Raw genomic sequence first — 15,482 nt, 5'->3', positions numbered from 1 at the left:
GGAAGTGTCCTGCACGCGAGGCGCACATACTCTGGTCCCATGGCTAAAGACGTGCTAATTGAGCGAGAGCAGGAGTTGGGAGCCCTGAAGGAGGCAGCGCAGGCGGCCATGGCGGGCTCTGGCGCCGCGATCGTGGTTCTCGGGCCGGCCGGAGCTGGCAAGACGCGCCTGCTGCACGAGGCGCGCCGGCTCGCCGCCCAGCAGGGGATGCGGGTGCTGGCTGGCGAGGGAGCCGTGCTGGAGCGCGAAGTCCCTTTCGGCCTGGTTAGGCAATTGTTCGACATGCCTATGGCCAGGGTGTCGGAGCAGGACCGCGCGAAGCTGCTGTCCGGCGCCGCCACCGCGGCCGAGAGCGTCCTGGGGCAGAGGTCGGTAGCAGCTGAGAGCACTCCCGGGGAGCCGGCGGTCCTTTACGGGCTGTACTGGTTGGTCTTCAACCTGAGCCTCGCCGGCCCGACGGCTTTGATCTTGGATGATCTGCACTGGGCGGACGAGCCCTCGCTTCGGTTCCTGGCCTACCTGCTGCCCCGGCTGGAAGGCCTGCCGCTGCTGATTGTCGCCAGTGCCCGAGAACACGAGCCCAGGGCAGCCGCCCATCTGATCGATGTAGTCGTAAACCATTCCCTCTGCCGCAGGCTGCCGCTGGCGCCGTTGAGCGCGCGGGCTGTGGGCGCATTCCTGTCGACCACGTTCGGCCATTGCCCTGATGATTTCTCTGGCGCATGCCACCACGCCAGCGGCGGAAATCCGCTGCTACTGAATGAGCTAGTGCACGCACTAGATCTACAGAACGTCAAACCGGTTGCCGCCAATATCCCCAAAGTGCTCGATATTGGCAAACATGCGGTATCGCGGCGAGTAGCACACGAATTGCGCCGACTGCCGCCGGAACACCTGCGTATCGCCGAGGCCGCCGCAGTACTCGGCTCCGACAGCACCCTCACGAATATCGCCCGGCTGACCGGCCTGGCCGCAGCTGAGGTTGCCCATGGCATCGAGTATCTCGAACGCGCCGACCTGCTCGCACCCGGTCAAGGGAATGCTCTTCCCGAAGTGCACCGATTCCGGCACCCCCTGGTGGAGGCAGCGGTCTACAAACAGACCGATCGCAGCCGCCGCATCAAGTACCATGCCCAGGCCGTACAAATACTTGTCGAAGCTGGCCAGAGCACCGAACGGGCTGCTGCCCACCTGCTCCGCCTGCCTCCAGGCTTCGAATCACAGACCGTCACCGTGCTGCGTCAGGCCGCCGCCGAGGCACTGAAGGACGGCGCACCCGAAGCAGCACTGGCGTACCTGCACCGCTTGCTGGCCGAGCAGCTCCCCACCGACCTGCGGCTAGAGTTGCTGACACAGGCAGGCCTGGCTGCCGCCCGCGTTGACCTGCCGACCGCCGCCGACCTCTACAAACAGGCACTCCGCCTTACTGGCGACCCTGCACACAAAGCCCAGATCGCTGGCGCGCTGGGCAGCCTCTTGCCATTCCTGGGGCGGACCGAGGAGGCCGCGGAAATACTGACCGAAACGATCGATCACCTGCCCCCCGCTCAAGACGGCGCCCGCCGTGCTCTCGAGGCCGCCCTCCTCAACATTCCGATGATCGCGGTCGGGTACAACCAGCTATTCGAGCGCGTAGATCCCCTAAGGAACCTGCCAGCGGCCGACACTGTCGAAGCGGGCATGCTGGATTGCATGATCGCCGCGTACGACACGTACCTCGGCGACCCTAACGGCCTCGGGCGAGCCCGTGCGGCTCTCGCATGGCCGTCCGCCCGCGCCGCGGCCGGACGCGGAACCTTCCCGCTCCAGATCGGCTGCTGGGTACTGGTAGTGGGGGACCCTGACGAGGGAATCGCCGCCTTCGACACCCTCATAGCCGAAGCACGAGCCAACGGCACCTCGGCAGCGCTCTCCCTATGCCACCTCTACCGAGGCCTGGGCTGGTTGCGGCGCGGGAACCTCACGGATGCAGAGACCGACCTACGCGAAGCGGAACACCATCTGGACCTGATCGACTGGGCCCTCGCTGCCCCCACAGCCGGAGGCCTCCTGGCGGAGACGATGATCGAGCAAGGACGCCTTGCCGAAGCCGAAGCCGAGCTGGACAAGACCCACATCCCTCAACTAATGGCCCGATCTGGCTTCCTGCTGTACCACCCGCACGCCGCGAGCCGGCTGCTGAATATTCAGGGCCACCACGAAGAAGCCCTTCAGATCGCCCTGCAAACGGGCCGCCGATTCGCCGCCACCGGAGGACACAATCCAGCCGTCATCGCCTGGCGCTCCGAAGCGGCAATCAGCCTGCACGCCCTACACCGTGACCGCGAAGCCAGAGAATACGCCGCAACCGAACTCGAGCTAGCCCGCCGATGGGGCGCCGCCTACTCACTCGGCCGAGCACTGCGAATTACTGGACTGCTCACCCCGGGCAAAGCAGGGATCGACCTCCTCCAAGAAGCAACCGATGTCCTCAAACCCTCTACGGCCCGGGTCGAGCACGCCAAATCACTCCTCGCCCTGGGCTCTGCGCTGCGCCGTAACAACGCTCGCGCTCAGGCCCGTCCCCACCTGACAGCCGCGTTCAACCTCGCCCGTGCACATCAGGCTACTCCGGTCGCGGAGGAGGCCCGCGCCGAACTCCATGCTGCGGGCTACCCGCTGGCGGAAGTCACCATCCAGGAAGGGCCGGATTCACTCACGGCCAGCGAGGTGCGAATCTCCCACCTCGCCGCGCAGGGGCTCACCAACCGCCAGATTGCACAGCAGCAGTTTATTACGGTAAAAACCGTAGAGGGCCACCTCCGCGCAGCATTTCGGAAACTCGGAATCAACCGGCGCGAGCGGCTGAACGAAGCACTGTCAAATCGAAACATCCGACAATACTAAGTGGTCGGCTCCGGAAGTCCTACGGGGGTTGATCATGCGGCGAGGCGGAGCCAGGATTCTTCCTGGCGATCGGCGGTGTGCCGGTCGAGCCTAGCCAGCAGATCGTCCAGGTCGGAGGTGGTGAACTTCCACTGGAACGGCTGTGCCGTGGCGTTGTAGCGGTCTTCGAAGGCTCGGAGCCGGTCCCCGACCTGGGTGAGGTGGGTGAAGTCGTTGGGTGAGACGACCTTGCGCTGGATGACGGAGAAGTAGATCTCCACCTGGTTCAGCCAGGAGGCGTGGATCGGGGTGTGGACCATGACGGCGTTCGGGAACGCGGCGGTGAGCCGGTCGACGGCCTTCTTGCTGCGGTGGGAGGAACCGTTGTCGACGATCCAGAACACCCGTCTGGCGCTGGCGTAGGGCTCCTGCGTCATGACCTGGGCGACCAGGTTCATGAACGGCTTGGCTTTATACGCGAGTTGTGAGAGGGCGTTTGATCTGGGTGTATTGCACTGTATGCCCTAGTAGGTTCTTCGCCAGGTTGGTGTGGCCTCGCCCGTTATCCGCTTGGTGAGGTTGTCGATCGAGGCGATGTGGATCATGGCTTCGGAGCTGATGGTGAGGGTCTCGTAGTCGCGGGCGAGGCGGCGGTGCGTCATGATCCAGCCGATGCTCCGCTCGACCACCCAGCGTCTTTTCAGGACGTGGAAGCCGCGCTTTTCGGGGTCGCGGTTGACGACTTCGACGTCGATTCCGAGGCGGGCGCCTTGCTCGACGACGGTGTTCTTGAGGCCGGTGTCGACCCAGCTTTTCGCGATGGTCGGGTACGTCGCTTTCGCCTGGTCGAGGAGTCGTATTCCTATGGCGTTCTCGGAGAGGCCGGCGCCGGCGACGGTCACGGCGAGGATGAGGCCGATCGTGTCGGTGAGGATGCCGCGCTTCCGTCCGACGATCTTCTTCCGGCATCGGTGCCCTGGCTGGTCAGGGGCACGTTGGTGGAGGTCTTGACACTCTGGGTGTCGATGACCGAGGCGGTCGGCTCGGGCTTGCGGGCCTTCCTTGACGCGGGCCAGGCCGGTCAGGTCGTCGTTGAGCGGGCGAAGACTCCCTCGTCGCGCCAGGCTGCGTAGTAGGCGTAGACGGTGCCGTGGCTGGGGAAATCGTGCGGAAGGTATTTTTAGGGGATTCCCGTGCGGTTGATGTAGAGGATCGCGTTGAACACATCGCGTAAATCGATTTTGGCCGGCTGGCCGGTGGGGCGTCGTTCGAGCCGGGCATTGCGCCAGGCCGTCAACGTCGGCTCGATCAGGGCCCATCGGGCGTCGGACAGGTCGCTGGGGTACGGCTTGCGCTCGCTCACGGCGCGGCATGAGCATGAGTAAGCCGGAGGGCTCGCTTCCGCTACTCATTGGGTGATTCCGCGGCAACTTCAAACCAGAGGGATTTACAGGTACAGAAGCGAGCAAGACGGATTGCCGAGCCTCCCTCCTACAGAGCGCCATCCGCCACCTACCGCATGAAAGCCCTCAAACAGGCCAGGGGCGAGAGCCGCATATAGGACTTGACCTACATAGACGCCCTCTCAGAGGAAGGTCGTTGCGCATGACACGAAGCCTCGCACACACCACTGTCACCCGTTCAGCCGTCCCGGCCATCCCGCCTCCCGCAAACGCGGACACCGGCGGCAGGGTGATCACCCGCGGCGGTGCTCACCCCACCACGGCAGGATCGGCGGCAGATCACTGAGGCCCCGGGCCGGCCGCTTCGGCTGGGCGACTCACCGTCGTCGCCGTCCCAGCGCCGTGCGTACTGATCCGAAGGTTGCCCCAGCCCCAGTACGGGACAGGGTGGTCAGGTGGTGTCCTGCCCAGCTCATCGACGGGATCGATCCGCTTCTCCCCGACCGTGCACAGATGGGCCCAGTCATCGCCCGTGTCGAAAACATAGGCGAACTGCTCACCGGCCTGCAGCCTGCTCAGTTTGGTCGCATGACCGTCGACCGTCCCGTCCGGGGCCTCTCCGCCCCACCACTCCAGCGGACTGACCCCAGTGCCGTCAGACAGGGTCAACAGGTGCAGGTGAGCAAGGTCCCAGCGCGCGAACGCGAGATCGACAGCCGTCGCGAACTGGGCGAAGGAGTGCGAGCGCGAGGCGGCGAAGACCCTGCCGGGACGAGGCCACAGATCCCCACCGTGCCCGGACACCAACTCCACCGGATAGACAGCCAGGTACCCGCCACTGACTACAGCCCCTCTCACACGCCACGTTCGCCCAACGAGGCCCCAGCCGAAGCGTACCTACGGGGGCGTATCCCCTACCCCGCCCCACACAAACGATCTTCAGCGTGGACTTCCGCCCACGACCAGCATGAGCACTCCGAGCGCCGGCCACATCAGCCCTTTGACCACCAACTTTACGTTGGCGGAGGCTCAGTGCGTGCGCGGGGCATTGTGCGGAAGATGGCGCCCCACTGGACTCCGGTCGGGTCCGCATACAAGATCACGCCGCCTGCCACGACGACCTGCGACGCGAGGGTGTACGCGCTCTGGCAGCGGTCGGCACTTCCCCTGAGGCAAAGAGCCCTGCTGGGTACGGCGTGCTGGCGAGACGCCGGATCATGCGGCAGCTCGCGGCTGCTGTGGGTCGCTGCACGGGACACAGGCGCTACGCCGCCTTCATCGCGGCCACGGGTCTTTGAGCCGGGCCCGGCGATGGTGCCACCACGCCAGACCCGGCCCGCAGGGAATCCCGCCGAACGAGCTGCTTAGTCCCGCGTATATGCAGTCAGCGGACTCCTGCAGCCCGTCAGGCTCTCAGGCCACTCTTATCCCTAACTCGAGACTAGACAATCACATACTTGGAAGAGGAGTATCCGATCGAAATTGCCGAGTTAATGACTGCACTAACTGTGCCGTTTGTCTGGTGACTGGTGCCCGTGGGTGACGACCACCAGTACGGCTCACACTTACGCATTTCTCCCGGAGGGATCGCATCGAAGTGACAGACAGTCTTGTACACAATGCCGTCGAATACGGTGATATCGACGTCATTGAGCCACGAATAGGCGCTCTTGTTTCTGACGTACGTAACAGGATTCCAGATGGTCGGGAAAGGTCCAGTCTGGACCTGCAGGCAACTCTGGGTCTCCGCAATCGTCGTTCCACTCAGGTTCTGAGCCGTGCCGCAGTTGTAGGCCATCAGGCTGACTGACGGAGAGTATGCCGCTGAAGCAGGGGCCGCGCTGCCGATAGCCAAGCCTGCAATCAGGGGAAACGCGACTACAGATGAAAGCACAACCTTTGCGCTGTTCCTAAGATTCATGCGAGGATAATCGACGCCAGGGGAGCTGAGGCGACAGGGGGACGTATACTCAGGTCTCCGCGCTCGCCGACCTGACTACACAGATTATTCCCCTTGTACCTCTTTCAGGCTCCGATGCCCAGAACGACGCCGGACGATCCTGCGGACGCTGACTCCGCATTACGTCCGAGGGGCTTATTTCCTCTGGTGACTCGACAGCAGCGTGACGGATGTGTATTCGGCAAAGAACGATACAGGCGAAATGGGGTGCCCTAATCCCGCACCGCGCAAATGAACCGAATTCCTGGCTCATCACCACGTTCCCCTTCACAGGCGAGGGGACTTTTTTGGAGGTCTCCGACGTCTAGCGCCATGGTATCCACCGCCTGCGGGCGTCCGGGCCGACGGGGCGCCTGCACTGAGCTCTTTCCAACGTGCCATGCCTGATGGGCTGTTGGGCTGGGAGAAGAGTGAAGCCCCTGGTAGAGGGGTTGCCGGACCAAGGGGGCCGTCTCTGCCGAAAGCTTCGTGTGCTTGTGTGCCTGTCGGGCGGCGAAATGGGCGGTTCCGCCCTGCGCTTCTGTCCGCCAGGCTCCGCTCTGCGCCCTTGGAGGCAGGGAGCCGCTGGCGGTGCTTGGGGGCGGCAGCAGTCAGGACGCGACGGCAAGGCGTATAGGCACTCGTGGAGTGGGTCACGATGCTGACCGTCACCGGGAGGATGACCGCGTAAGCCCCGCCTTCCAGCGTCCCCCTGCCGTACTGGTTGGTGTACTCGCGAACGAACGACGCCCTGCCCCAGCGCGCGGCTGGCTCCGGGGTCAGCGTGAGCGCCGCCCACGCCTAGGTTCATTCCGTGGTCGGGATCCTGGCCGACCGGGCACCAGGCTTGACAGCGACCTTGAGAGCTTCACGCCCGCTACGTCCTGCTCGACCCTCGCCGAAATGAGACCGGGTCGGTGACAGCCGCGCCGGCTATTGGGCCAAGCACCGTTGTCACAGCGTGAACCTGCAGGTCACCGAGGCACCGGACAGAATGGTGGTCTGGATTTCACCAGCCTTGGCCGGCCGCACCCACGGCCTCGCCGCAGCCCGCCGGCACCGGATCATCGCCCCGTGCATCCGCCTGGGCATTCCCGTCCTGACCGACAACGCCTACCAGGGAGCAGGCGACGCGTAGCCGTGCCGTGCCGCTAGAGACCCCGTAAGGACGCCGATGTAGGCGCGGTTGGGGAGGACGGGTACGCCGGTGGCGTTCGCAGATCCGGATGATGCGGTGGGTGCGGGCCGCGGTCAGGTCGTGGCTGCGGCCGGGCAGCGCGGACGAGATCCACAGCGGCTTGCCGGTGGGATCGGCGATGACCTGCAGGTTCACGCCGTGACGGGGTGCTTCTGTGAGAAATCGTCCCGGCTGTCACCGACGCGGTCGCACTCGGCGAGGGTCCCGTTCAGCAGGACGTGATCGGGATCGGTCTCGCGCAGGACACGCGGCAGCCGGGCGCCCTTGGGGGTCAGATGCTCGATCTGCTTTGACGTAAGCGTGGGCGGCGCCGACGGATATGCCGAAGCTGGCGGCCATCTGCGCGAGCGTGTCGTGGCGGCGAAGGTAGACCAGGCCGACGAGCGCACGCTGGTGGGGCGGGAGCTTGCGGCGGCGGTCACCCTCACGGGTGACGATGAGCATGGATACCCACTCAACCAGGGCATGCGGTAGGCCGAGTGCGGCAACCAACGAAGCTCCTGCGCTAATGAGTTGAGACGTCGAACACCTCTCTCAACAGCACGGGAGCCTCGTGCGTTACGGAACCTCAGCCCATCACCCGATCAATGGCCACTCTGAAAGAGCTCACTGTCATTCCTCGTTCCATGTGCGGCGAGGAAGCAGTTTGAGATCAGGGAAGCAGATGTCCTGCTGCCGTAACAGATCACGTCCTGATTGCCGCATTCAGAGCGCGCCGCTCATATTGAATTTGCACAAGATCCGCATTTTTCGGAAAATTATCCTGCTGCCTTCAGCCTCCTTCGACTCAACGCGACTGAGTGCCGAATACTCTTGCCGCCCCGCCTTGCGGATGACATTCTCCCCTGGATTCAAGCCTGGAAGTAGGGACTGCAATGAATGTTTCTAAAATGCGTAAACTAGCGGTAGCTGCGGCGGCGGCTGCGCTCGTCCCAGTGGGGGCAGGAGCAGATTCAGCAGCCGCCGATATTCCAGTCAGTCCAGTTGCTTACAAGGTTGAAGTGTCGTTTGAAAAAATCAGATTTGAAAATATCGACGACTGTGCTGTGGGGACCTGCAGTCAGGCTGAGATATTCGGTTATCTCAAGGCAGAAACAACTGACGGCTACTACCCGTGGTCTGGCGGAAAGGGATTTCTGAATTTCGGTGGTTGGGACGAGGCGAGCGCTTCACCTTGGGTGTCTTCTTGGGCAACGGCGAGCGGTCTACAGAAGCGCTTTGTTTACAATGATGTGAATTACAAGTTCGCCGATACGCGACTGTGCTCGTCAAGTGGATGGTCGTACTGCGTTTCTGGTTACTCGAAGAGCAACAACAGGGTTCTACTGGCCACTGTCAAGCCGGGCAGTACGCTCAACGTGAAGGTGAAAGTTGACGATTACGACTTCGACAGCGAAAGCGAAGAGGTCTGCGCTGTTACAAAGAGTAGTGGACAGCTAACAGCAAATGACCTTAAGAATTTGGATTTGACCCTCGAAGGCGGCTACACCGGCTCCGAGGCGAAATGCGGTGTGACGATACGGCTAAGAACTGTGGGGTATGACTGGGGCCAACAGCTCTGATGTGCCCCTAGCTGCTCTTTCGCAAGGCCCGTCAGGTTCTGGCGGGCCTTGCGACGCCGGAGAGCCTCCTAGCGGACAAGCGGCAGCCGGTTCCCTCTCCGAAGGGGACGTTCTACTCTTGGCTGCAGCCTCATCTAGGAGCCGCCCCCGCAGGCCCAGTCCGTACCGGCCTGTCCGGGACCTCTTTGGCCGAAGCGTCTGCCGGTGCTCATCCGCCGCGCTGAACATCCCTGTGCTCACCCTAGATTCGATCCTTCGGCCCGTTGCGTTGTGGCTGCCGGCTGCAAGCAGGAGGCACGCTGCGCGCTACTCCCCCTGCCGCATGCCGCTTTGCAACCTCTAGTCCCGCATAGTGCCACTGCGGGCACCCGGGACCGCGGGCAGGCGTGCCCGGTGTGTCGCTACGTCAAGACGGCATCGCCGTCCCTTTGTGATGTGAGGATCCGTGCGCTTGCAGCAGCCGTTCAGGCTGGATGACCTGTCCCATGTGCGCCTTGCCGCCCGGCGGGCCGGCAACCCGTTTTTCGACCGAGTGGTGGTGAGCGAGTTCTACACCCGAGTGGTGTTCGCGGGCCGAGGGCTGCTCTTCCTCTCTCGGCCAGGCCATCCAAACCACCGCTGGCGTGTCTACCTCGCCTTCTTCGCGCCTCTTGAGGAAGCTGCGTGGCTAATCCTGCTCCCCCACCGTCGGCACTACCGCGGGTCGGCAGAAGCCCAGCAAGCGGCCGAGACCCTGGCCGCCGACATGCACTGCACTTCATGGCACCAGGCTGTAGGGCTGTTCGCCCGCACCGCACGTCAAGAAGCCAGGACGCCTTGAGTAAAGCGGTGCGGGGATTGCCGCATACCGGCACATCGGAAGTACCTTTTGGGGGCCGGGCATGACATACCTGGCTCACAGCCGCTTGCGGCTAAGCGGGCAACCAGCTGGAGGCGGTGACGCCTTACCTTTGGGCCGGACCGTTCGAAGAAGAGCCAGAAGCGGACCGTGGGCGGTCGACCGCCCACGGCCGAGCAGCCGCTTGCCCCTCGCCGGCAGCACACCAGCCATCTCGCCTGGCACCGGGGGCAAGCAGCTGGGTGCGGGGAGGGGGTGGGTATTGGGGGCTGGTTTTGGGGGTGCCCCCCAATGTCCGGTTTGCGGGTTTCTCGTAGAAATGACGCAAGGACCCAGCCAGGAACTGGATCACCACCCGACAAGCCTCCGGATGTGATCGCCATGACCGCCACCCCTGCCGCCCCCCACGCCGCAGAGCGTCACGGCCGGCCAGACGCCACCACATCCCCCGCCGCACCCACACCCCAGCAGGCCCACGGACACCTCAGCGAACTGCCCTGCGCCTGGGCCCTCCCCCACCGACCCCAGGCCGCCGCGACCGCCCGCCGCATCGCCCGCGCAGCCCTAGACGCCTGGGGCGCCGACGAGAACAGCACCGACCAGATACTCCTCGTCATCTCCGAACTGGTCACCAACGCCGTCGAACACGCCCTCCCCCCCATCACCCTGCGGCTAGACCGGCCCGGCACCAGCAACACCATGCACATCGCCGTCCAAGACGGCGGCCCCGCCCCCACCGAAGGCCCCTGGACCTCCTCCTGCAACGAAGACGAACACGGACGCGGCCACACCATCATCAACCTGCTCGCCACCGCCCACGGAACCCACACCCACCCCCACGGCACCACCCACTGGGCAGACCTCCCCCTCACTGCCTAACCACAATCAGCCGGGGCGGCCGACTCCCCGCCCCGGCCACCACAGCAAACCCCACCCCCGTCCCGCCACGCCGGCGACCACCGCGACCAGCACCGCACCGATCCCAAGCACGTACGTGGCCAGGCGTTCGGCGCGCTCCTGGGGGGTCTCCGACAGGGCCAGGCGGGCCGGTTCGGGGGCCGGTGGCTTGGGGGGTCCCGGGTGCGAACCAGCGGGTAAGCCCAAAGCGGCGGCCGCGGAGATGCCTCGGGGGCGGCAAACGGATGCCGGCCGGCGGCTTCCACGTGCGCGGCCCGAGGCAGCGGACCTAGGCAGGCCGACCAGGCAGCCGGCTTGGAGGGTAGCTCTGGGAGTGCCAGAGCCAAGCCGGAGAATGACGCCGCTCACTCACGTTGCGGACCTGCGGTCGATGCCATCGTCTGCCGAGAAGAGTTTCATCAGCCTGCGCCTACGCTCTTCCGGAGACCAAGCCACCAGCCAGGTGCCGTGTGCCGTGCGGGATGAGCACGGTCCTGGCTCGATTGCTGGTCTTCATCAGTTGCAGGTGTGGAAAGGGGGTCACAGACCATGGCAGAGCGCGGCCGGACGGAAAGCCTGATCGCGGCAGCTGTAGACCGACTGCGAGCGACGGGCGGCTACGCAGGGGCCGACCCTCACCCGCGAGCCTGGGCGCTTGTTCTCCCGGACGGGCAGCCGGCACCCCTCCCCATCTGTCTTTGGGCGGCCTTCGATAACTACTATCCGCTGAACGGTGGCCGCAGTGCCGTGCCAGTCGCCGACCGCGAGGGGGTCCTTGCGGTGGATTCGATGGACCGTGTTCTGCGCTGGGTGTGCCTTGAATCGATCGAGGACGAGATCGACGAAGAAACCAGAGAATACCTTGAGGAGCTGATCCAAGACCTATCCCCACGATTCCCCGGCTACGGCGCCGTTCTCGCGAACGAGTACCCGGATCCGGTTCTGTGGATTCCTCCCAGTGGTGAGGTGAGCATCATGTGGTATGAGCACGATGCCTTCAATCAGCGGACTCTCTTTCTCGACTTGATCTCGGAACTGTGACAGTAGCTCTCTGTCGGGACAGTACTGAGGGCTGCCGGCACTTCCAGGCTCTCCAACGATGGACTGTGCCGGCAGCGAGCGCTTGTCTGGAGAAGGTCTCGCCGCCGCAGGCCAGCGGCGGCGGTGCATGAGCGCCGACCGCAGGTCCGCTTGACCGCTTATGTCGGGGTGAATCCTCTATTCCCGGGTGCGTAGCGTTGGCGGCGGCCGGCGGCGACGTACACCTTGCGGATGTCGGTGGCGCCGGCGACCTCATTGAGGAGTCCGGAGCCGGCTACGGACTGCTCAGCCATCAGGCCGCCCTTTCCGCAGATCCCCTTCTCTCCTTTATTGCCGCTGCGGCTCTGACAGGATTGGCGCCAGCAGAGTTGTCAAGCCGACCAAGCTGTCCCCAGTGTAAGAATAAGTAGAAAAACATTCGACATCGGGGTAAGAATTCACGGCAACGGATACGTCGGAAGCTGCAAACAGCCCAATGTCGCCACGAGAGTCACCGAAGCTGATCACGTGTCTTGCGCCGTATAGCGCAGCCAGCTCCACTGCATGGGACTTCTTGTCGTTCTCAAATACTTCGACTATGGCTCGTCCTGTCGAGATTCCGTATGAAAACTCAAGCCGGTTAACGCGGCAGAAGTCAACAGGATACTGCGCCCGGATTAGGTCCGTAAGCACCTGGAGTCCCGTGGAGACGAATCCTATTCGATACCCCAAGGCTTTCAGGAAAGAAAAGGGTTCCGCTATGCCATCTCTAACTCGCACGCTTGCACGAATAATTTCAGTAAGCTGCCGTTTCGGAATTCGTTCGAGTAGACGGGCATGAGCCTGGCAAAACTCCCAATAATCAATCTGCCCGGACTGAAACATGCTGAGGATCTCCTCCCCCTGTGGATCCCACTTGTTGCATCCGTCGAGGAGGGCTCTCCAAGCGCTAGGCCCGGCCGTCAAAGTTCCGTCAACATCAAATATTGCAATCCTGCATTCTTGCATTTTGCCAGCCCTAGGAGAATGTCCGGTTGCGGTGCGTTATCAGATCGATGCTGTGCGCCCTTCCCTCGGTGCTACCGGCGGCAGTGACAGGGAAGAGCGAGGCGAGTCTCCTGAATTCAGTAAGATTCCTTGCTCCCACAAAGGCCATGCTCGCCTGCAGAGACCGGGTGATCTGGCTGAGCGTCCTGGCTACGGGGCCAACGTATGGGACGTAACCGGACACACCCTCAGTGCGATGCCCAGGATCATTCACGTATGGGTCGGAATAGTGCAGGTCAAGTGGGTCTTCCGTCTCCACGGTTGAATACATGGAACCTGCATAGTGTTTGAAATGCCGTCCCTCAACCTGAACAATTTCTCCCGCAGATTCGAGAGCCCCGGCAAATATTCTTCCCATCATGACGCTGCTTGCGCCGGCTGCTAGGACTTTGGCGATATCTCCGATAGAGCGCCATCCGCGATCACCGGGATCCCGGCCTGCGCCGCTACCGCACTAACCTCTGATACTGCTTGTACCTGTGGTACGCCTACACCAGTGATCTCACGCGTGGTGCAGATAGATCCGGGACCGAGGCCGACCTTCAAGCCGGCAATGTTGAATCCACAAAAGTCCGCTGCGGCCTCGCTCGTCGCCACATTCCCCACGATTAGTCGCCGCTGCATATCTGCCGGCACGTTCGCCACTGCCTCTATTACTGCATCGTTATGAGCGTGGACCGTGTCAAGAATAATATATTCCACATCACTATGCGCCAGCAGGAATTCAAGCTTTTTCTCATCGGACGGAGAGGCTGCTACACATATCGGTCGAGCCCCTCCCTGCCCCGTCTCGTGTAATGCGGAATTATCGCATCTCGATGCTGCCAGTAGGTTAATTACTTCTTGAAGGTCCGGTATTGACAGATCGCGCATGACCGGAGCCAGGGCCCCCTGCTCACCCATCGCCACGGTGAGCTCGGTAGACCAAACCGACTCCATCGGTGCTGCTATCACCGGGATGGTCAGATCCAGACCCAATGCCACCTCACTCGCCAGACTTGTTTCCCGTGGTTGAACACCCGTCCTCCTCGGACGTATCAACACGTCATCGAATGTATACCCCGCGAGCTCTCGAATACCCATTATCGTATCTCCGTTTCACGCCTCAAAGGCAACGAGGTAAAAGCGCGTTAGGCCGCAAGGTCCAGGTGCGACCACGCCTGACCGCCCATCTTATTAAATAAGGTGCCCACTAGTCCCCCGTGAGTATTTAGCGCTCATCCAGCGCGCAACAGGAAATCTCGAACCTGGATCAGAGATTCGACCGTAATTCATTGAAGAAGCTTTTGCCGCAAAGAAGGCATATACCCTTAACATCCTAAAAGTTCTCTCTGATCTCTTCGTTGAGGCCCGCGCATCGGCTGCCCCTATTCTTCGCTCGGCGCCGGATGGACGGCCGCGACCCGGCGCCACGCCGGGCAGGCACAGTGAGCGCGGGTGTTCCTGAATCCGCGGCGGACCGTCCAAAGCCGCGGTGAGCCGGCCGGAGGCAGTGGGTTTCTTCCAGGGCCGGCTGTGGCGAGTGGCGGGCCGAGCCGTGGATGGGCGTGGGTGATCAGCATTCAGGTCCAGCAGATGGAAGGGGCGGAGAAATCGCCGCCGACCGTCAGACCGCGTTCAAGGGGGCCGGCGCTTGCTCCCCTCGATCACGCTGAGCGGAGCGAAGGAGTCATCGATTGACCACGCACGCACCGGCCATCAGCCGGCGCCTGTGCGCTGCCCCGGCGAGAGATCAGTCCAGCAGCGGACCGAGTGTGCAGGACTCCATCGCCGACACCGCGCTGCCCGACCAGGTCGCCGCCCAACACCCCCGCGTCCGCAAGGTCTGGGTCGACGGCGGCTACCGCCAGCATCTCGTCGAGCACACCGCCACCCTCGGCATCGACATGGAGATCACCGCCCGCGAGCCCGGGACCAGGGGCCCGCGACTACGAAACCCTGCCCGCCCACTCAAGCCGTGATCCACATCGCCATGACCGACCTTATGGCTCGCCGCCTCACCGGCGACAACACCATCTCCTGGCGCGACCCAGAAATACCACAGCCCAGCCCATCTCGGGATGAAACAGCAGACGAAAGCGACCTCTTAAACAGGGGCCGTGCGGCCCAGGCCCCGGTGATCCATCCCCCGAGTGTTATGTAGGTGTACTCTAGATTCATGTCGAGTACATATCCGATCGCTGAAGCCCGCAGCTGTCTAGGTGACCTCGCGCGTCGTGCCGCCCAGCACGAGCACATCACTCTCACCGACCGGGGAACACCCGCCGCCGTCTTGATCTCCCCGGCGGAGCTGGAAGACCTCGAAGACGCCCTGGCCGTGGCGCGCCTGGAGCGCGACAGGGCCCTGGGGATCACCGCCGCTCCCGTCCCACATGCCGAGGCTCGTCTCGCACTCCTCGACGCGGCAGGCCGGACCGGAGAGTGAGCTGGCGCGTCACGTGGGAGCCTGCAGCGCTCAACGAGGCAGCCGGCCATCTAAAGGCCGACCCCGCCGGCGTGGACGCACTGCTGCATGCCACGGACCGGCTCGCGGATGATCCAGCCCCCGAAGGCTCTCGCGCGTGGGGAAGCAGTCACAGGCGTCTGCACAGCGGCCCCTGGAGGATCCTGTACCGCATCGACGCCCAGAACAGCACGCTGCACATTGAGCATGTAGGACACACCGGCTGAGTGGGGCTACCCGGCGATCCCAAAGCCATCAAGCGACGATCAC

The 15,482-nt window shown here is 63.4% G+C and carries 12 protein-coding genes and 5 pseudogenes; 9 read left to right on the top strand and 8 right to left on the bottom strand.

The window, feature by feature from the left end; all coding sequences use genetic code 11:
• The first annotated feature begins 39 nt into the window (after positions 1-39).
• Entirely contained in the window at positions 40-2,886 is a 2,847-nt protein-coding gene (locus ACIGXE_RS34890; RefSeq protein ID WP_399753970.1) for an AAA family ATPase, read from the top strand.
• A gap of 32 nt (positions 2,887-2,918) precedes the next feature.
• On the opposite strand, the gene ACIGXE_RS34885 is transcribed toward ACIGXE_RS34890, so the two are convergent.
• The 4 genes and pseudogenes from ACIGXE_RS34885 to ACIGXE_RS34870 all read right to left on the bottom strand — a co-directional run bounded on the left by ACIGXE_RS34885 (position 2,919) and on the right by ACIGXE_RS34870 (position 6,189).
• Positions 2,919-3,386, bottom strand: a complete 468-nt coding sequence (locus tag ACIGXE_RS34885) for a transposase (protein ID WP_399753999.1) — start codon at positions 3,384-3,386, stop codon at positions 2,919-2,921.
• A 3-nt stretch (positions 3,387-3,389) separates the two neighbouring features.
• Positions 3,390-4,228: pseudogene (locus ACIGXE_RS34880) on the bottom strand (IS5 family transposase).
• Positions 4,229-4,607: 379 nt separating this feature from the next.
• Complete coding sequence (locus ACIGXE_RS34875) at positions 4,608-5,072, bottom strand: hypothetical protein (protein WP_399753969.1); 465 nt, start codon at positions 5,070-5,072, stop codon at positions 4,608-4,610.
• Positions 5,073-5,709: 637 nt separating this feature from the next.
• Entirely contained in the window at positions 5,710-6,189 is a 480-nt protein-coding gene (locus ACIGXE_RS34870; RefSeq protein ID WP_399753967.1) for a hypothetical protein, read from the bottom strand.
• Between the two features lie 955 nt (positions 6,190-7,144).
• On the opposite strand from ACIGXE_RS34870, the pseudogene ACIGXE_RS34865 reads away from it, so the two are divergent.
• A pseudogene (locus ACIGXE_RS34865) lies at positions 7,145-7,345 on the top strand (transposase family protein); the annotation flags it as partial.
• Positions 7,346-7,377: 32 nt separating this feature from the next.
• Here the strand turns inward: ACIGXE_RS34865 and ACIGXE_RS34860 are convergent.
• Positions 7,378-7,849 (bottom strand): annotated as a pseudogene (locus ACIGXE_RS34860) (transposase family protein); the annotation flags it as partial.
• 431 nt (positions 7,850-8,280) lie between these two features.
• On the opposite strand from ACIGXE_RS34860, the gene ACIGXE_RS34855 reads away from it, so the two are divergent.
• From ACIGXE_RS34855 to ACIGXE_RS34840, 4 genes are all read left to right on the top strand, one after another.
• On the top strand, positions 8,281-8,967 hold the full coding sequence (locus ACIGXE_RS34855) for a hypothetical protein (protein ID WP_399753965.1): 687 nt from the start codon (positions 8,281-8,283) through the stop codon (positions 8,965-8,967).
• Between the two features lie 451 nt (positions 8,968-9,418).
• A complete protein-coding gene (locus tag ACIGXE_RS34850) occupies positions 9,419-9,787 on the top strand; it encodes a hypothetical protein (protein ID WP_399753964.1) in 369 nt (122 codons plus the stop codon).
• Positions 9,788-10,186: 399 nt separating this feature from the next.
• The gene (locus tag ACIGXE_RS34845) at positions 10,187-10,684 is read left to right on the top strand and encodes an ATP-binding protein (protein ID WP_399753963.1); all 498 of its coding nucleotides are present in this window, start codon (positions 10,187-10,189) and stop codon (positions 10,682-10,684) included.
• 567 nt (positions 10,685-11,251) lie between these two features.
• Complete coding sequence (locus tag ACIGXE_RS34840; protein ID WP_399753961.1) at positions 11,252-11,743, top strand: hypothetical protein; 492 nt, start codon at positions 11,252-11,254, stop codon at positions 11,741-11,743.
• Positions 11,744-11,901: 158 nt separating this feature from the next.
• Here ACIGXE_RS34840 and ACIGXE_RS34835 read toward each other — a convergent pair whose 3' ends face one another.
• From ACIGXE_RS34835 to ACIGXE_RS34825, 3 genes and pseudogenes are all read right to left on the bottom strand, one after another.
• Positions 11,902-12,036: a hypothetical protein gene (locus ACIGXE_RS34835; protein WP_399753960.1), complete on the bottom strand. Its 135-nt coding sequence runs from the start codon at positions 12,034-12,036 to the stop codon at positions 11,902-11,904.
• A 34-nt stretch (positions 12,037-12,070) separates the two neighbouring features.
• Entirely contained in the window at positions 12,071-12,730 is a 660-nt protein-coding gene (locus ACIGXE_RS34830; protein WP_399753958.1) for an HAD family hydrolase, read from the bottom strand.
• A gap of 10 nt (positions 12,731-12,740) precedes the next feature.
• Positions 12,741-13,852 (bottom strand): annotated as a pseudogene (locus ACIGXE_RS34825) (guanosine monophosphate reductase).
• A 668-nt stretch (positions 13,853-14,520) separates the two neighbouring features.
• Between ACIGXE_RS34825 and ACIGXE_RS34820 the strand changes: the two are divergent.
• From ACIGXE_RS34820 to ACIGXE_RS34810, 3 genes and pseudogenes are all read left to right on the top strand, one after another.
• Positions 14,521-14,801 (top strand): annotated as a pseudogene (locus ACIGXE_RS34820) (IS5/IS1182 family transposase); the annotation flags it as partial.
• A gap of 126 nt (positions 14,802-14,927) precedes the next feature.
• Positions 14,928-15,194 carry a type II toxin-antitoxin system Phd/YefM family antitoxin gene (locus ACIGXE_RS34815; RefSeq protein WP_399753957.1) on the top strand — a complete coding sequence of 89 codons (267 nt, stop codon included), beginning with the start codon at positions 14,928-14,930 and terminating at the stop codon, positions 15,192-15,194.
• Complete coding sequence (locus ACIGXE_RS34810) at positions 15,191-15,439, top strand: type II toxin-antitoxin system RelE/ParE family toxin (protein ID WP_399753955.1); 249 nt, start codon at positions 15,191-15,193, stop codon at positions 15,437-15,439. The genes ACIGXE_RS34815 and ACIGXE_RS34810 overlap by 4 nt, the downstream gene beginning before the upstream one ends.
• Positions 15,440-15,482 lie beyond the last annotated feature (43 nt).

Source organism: Streptomyces sp. NPDC053431 (assembly GCF_044544925.1).
GTDB lineage: Bacteria > Actinomycetota > Actinomycetes > Streptomycetales > Streptomycetaceae > Streptomyces.
This window is presented reverse-complemented; position numbering and strand designations above follow the sequence as displayed.

Coding starts and splice junctions, on each gene's coding strand:
- ACIGXE_RS34830 (WP_399753958.1), bottom strand. CDS start 12,730: ATGCAAGAATGCAGGATTGCAATATTTGATGTTGACGGAACTTTGACG.
- ACIGXE_RS34855 (WP_399753965.1), top strand. CDS start 8,281: ATGAATGTTTCTAAAATGCGTAAACTAGCGGTAGCTGCGGCGGCGGCT.
- ACIGXE_RS34840 (WP_399753961.1), top strand. CDS start 11,252: ATGGCAGAGCGCGGCCGGACGGAAAGCCTGATCGCGGCAGCTGTAGAC.
- ACIGXE_RS34845 (WP_399753963.1), top strand. CDS start 10,187: ATGACCGCCACCCCTGCCGCCCCCCACGCCGCAGAGCGTCACGGCCGG.
- ACIGXE_RS34890 (WP_399753970.1), top strand. CDS start 40: ATGGCTAAAGACGTGCTAATTGAGCGAGAGCAGGAGTTGGGAGCCCTG.
- ACIGXE_RS34835 (WP_399753960.1), bottom strand. CDS start 12,036: ATGGCTGAGCAGTCCGTAGCCGGCTCCGGACTCCTCAATGAGGTCGCC.
- ACIGXE_RS34870 (WP_399753967.1), bottom strand. CDS start 6,189: ATGAATCTTAGGAACAGCGCAAAGGTTGTGCTTTCATCTGTAGTCGCG.
- ACIGXE_RS34815 (WP_399753957.1), top strand. CDS start 14,928: ATGTCGAGTACATATCCGATCGCTGAAGCCCGCAGCTGTCTAGGTGAC.